Raw genomic sequence first — 2,539 nt, 5'->3', positions numbered from 1 at the left:
TTCGTGCGGACTACATCTCGATAGAGATGTGAATGCGGCACTCACTATCAAAAAAGAAGGCATTCGCTTATTAGCGAATGCTTAATCATAAAATATAAACTCTTGGAACAAGAGGGTTAGCTTGGTCCATTTCGTCAGCTAATAAAAGTGGCGATTACCCAAGAAGCCCCCACTTCAAGCGACCCGTAAGGGTGGTAAGTGGTGGGTAGTTCACAGAGAAAAAAACATCACTGATGTTTACCCATAACAATTAATTAAGATAGAGGAGCGGATAAAATGTTAAAGATTTTCCAGATTGTTTTATCCATAATGGTCGTTTCACTTGCAACGTACGGATTAATCACTGAAGATTTTAGATTTCAGTCATATATGTTTTTATCTTTAAGTTTAGTGATGTTGGTCATAGGGGTAAGAGAGTTTAAAAAAGGGAAAAAGAGCATCGGATGGTTAAATATAGTTGCTTTTGTATTTATTTTATTCGTATCCATTAAAATTTTTTAGACCAATACTTTTTATTCCCTCTAATTGTTTTGCACAGATAAAATGAATTGGAAAGCTGATAATCTTCAAGAATACTTATATTGTTATGCCAACCGTATGTACTGAATCGTTAGTTATAAATGAACTGAACTAATACAATTTGAGCTATTACCCCTATTATAATCATGGTAATGCCAATGTTCCTATAATAGTTATACAACCTGGTTGGTTTAACTATTACCGTTAAAATGGTTATAAAAACACCTACAAACCATACAATTTGTGCTTTTAGCACATTATAGATCGGATCAATTAAATGATGTAATTCCTTCATATTACTAAATTCAAATGAAGAAACATCCTTTCTCAAACCTAACCAATTGTAGCTGGATAAAAAAATTTGTTGAGATTGTTCTGACGAATGAATACTCATAAATCCTAACACAGGGAGATCGTAACGAGAATAATAAAAGATTGCAATAAAACCTGAGCCGATTACCATTAATATAAAGAATAAGCTGTTTTTTGCTTTTTCTGACTTCACAATATCATCTCCTTCACCTTAAAATTATAACATTAAAATAAGCATTTTTTATATTAATTGTAAATAAAAGTAATATTTATAAAAATCTATGGTGTTTGTTATTCCCATAAAGATATGGTATGTATTCTTGACCTCCAAATTAGATTTTTTGCCGATACGACAACTGTATGAGATGTTTGAGAGGCTGCCCGTATAATTCTAATATATAAAACAAAAAAAGAATAAATATGTTCTTCTAACAGGAGGGAACGATAGTGATACAACAAATTGATCATTTGGTGTTAACCGTAAAAGACATTAAAAAGACAATTGATTTTTACACAATTATATTAGGGATGAAGGAAGAAACCTTTGGATTAGGAAGAAAAGCGCTGCTTTTTGGGAATCAAAAAATAAATTTACATGAAGCAGGGAATGAATTTGAGCCTAAAGCACAACACACACTTCCTGGATCTATTGATTTATGTTTGATTTCGAATGAAAGTTTGGAAAGGGTAATAGACGTTCTTAACAAAAATAATGTACCTATTGAGGAGGGACCTGTAAACAGAACTGGTGCACTAGGTCCAATTAGATCCGTATATGTTAGAGATCCCGACCAAAACCTTATAGAAATAGCAGTCTATATTTAGGCAGGTATAGAGTCGTGAACTAGCCATCACTTACAAATTAATGCTAATGTTAATACATTAGGTTACATTGGTTTTAATCATTAGTGAAAATGTTGGAACTAGGTTTTTATGAACTAGTAAAATACACAAAAGGGCTCCCTGTCATGTAACAACTGGGAGCCCTAACTTATTTATCAAGTGAATATGGAAGCTATTAAATTCATCTATGTAATTTTTCCTGAGATACTAATGGCTTGTGCAATTTGGAAACTATCAATTTCAAAATTGTCCACCCTAAAAAGGTTCCAATGGTATTTAATATAACGTCATCAATATCTGATGAACGTCCTGTAGGGATAACAAACTGAATAATTTCAATAAACAAAGACAGCAATATTCCCAGTAGAATAACGGATCTAAATAGCGCCTTTTTCATAGATAAAAAAAATCCAAAAGGCATAAATAGTAAAATATTAAGACCTAAATTGTTAATAGGTACTGAAACACTTACTGAATGAGACAGAATATTATACATATTGTATAAATTCCAAACTATAACGCTGATTTAAATTCCATTATATACCATTAAATTTATTAACTAAATGATTATTTTAACAGATTTCCACCAGAAGTCCCCTTCCTCAAGGAACGATAAGGGCGAAGCCCAGTGAGTAGGTGGGGGATGAATGGTGGAAATCTGTTCAACAGCAAACGACACAAACAAAGCTATACAACCAATGTCGTGAATGGAAACATTCAACTGTTGGACGGTCATATCAAATTACCCAAGCTCAAAATGGTGAAAATCAACCAACATCGAGCCATTCCTTCGGAATATACAATCAAGTCTTGCACACTATCAATGACTGCATCAGGAAAATACTACATTTCCATTCTGACAGAG

The 2,539-nt window shown here is 32.7% G+C and carries 4 protein-coding genes and 1 pseudogene; 3 read left to right on the top strand and 2 right to left on the bottom strand.

From position 1 onward, the window contains the following. The first annotated feature begins 276 nt into the window (after positions 1 to 276). The gene (locus AMD01_RS18935; protein WP_053403020.1) at positions 277 to 501 is read left to right on the top strand and encodes a YczI family protein; all 225 of its coding nucleotides are present in this window, start codon (positions 277 to 279) and stop codon (positions 499 to 501) included. Positions 502 to 610: 109 nt separating this feature from the next. Here the strand turns inward: AMD01_RS18935 and AMD01_RS18930 are convergent, their stop codons facing one another. Continuing rightward, a complete protein-coding gene (locus AMD01_RS18930) occupies positions 611 to 1,024 on the bottom strand; it encodes a hypothetical protein (protein ID WP_053403019.1) in 414 nt (137 codons plus the stop codon). A gap of 254 nt (positions 1,025 to 1,278) precedes the next feature. On the opposite strand from AMD01_RS18930, the gene AMD01_RS18925 reads away from it, so the two are divergent. Next, on the top strand, positions 1,279 to 1,656 hold the full coding sequence (locus tag AMD01_RS18925; RefSeq protein ID WP_211263412.1) for a VOC family protein: 378 nt from the start codon (positions 1,279 to 1,281) through the stop codon (positions 1,654 to 1,656). 199 nt (positions 1,657 to 1,855) lie between these two features. Here AMD01_RS18925 and AMD01_RS25115 read toward each other — a convergent pair whose 3' ends face one another. Then, entirely contained in the window at positions 1,856 to 2,170 is a 315-nt protein-coding gene (locus AMD01_RS25115; RefSeq protein ID WP_053403017.1) for a VanZ family protein, read from the bottom strand. 180 nt (positions 2,171 to 2,350) lie between these two features. Here AMD01_RS25115 and AMD01_RS18915 point away from each other — a divergent pair. Continuing rightward, a pseudogene (locus tag AMD01_RS18915) lies at positions 2,351 to 2,539 on the top strand (RNA-guided endonuclease TnpB family protein); the annotation flags it as partial.

Source organism: Priestia koreensis, assembly GCF_001274935.1.
Taxonomy (GTDB): domain Bacteria; phylum Bacillota; class Bacilli; order Bacillales; family Bacillaceae_H; genus Bacillus_AG; species Bacillus_AG koreensis.
This window is presented reverse-complemented; position numbering and strand designations above follow the sequence as displayed.

Bases quoted from the DNA above. Each gene is read 5' to 3' on its own strand.
- AMD01_RS18935 (WP_053403020.1), top strand. From the start codon at position 277: ATGTTAAAGATTTTCCAGATTGTTTTATCCATAATGGTCGTTTCACTT.
- AMD01_RS25115 (WP_053403017.1), bottom strand. From the start codon at position 2,170: ATGTATAATATTCTGTCTCATTCAGTAAGTGTTTCAGTACCTATTAAC.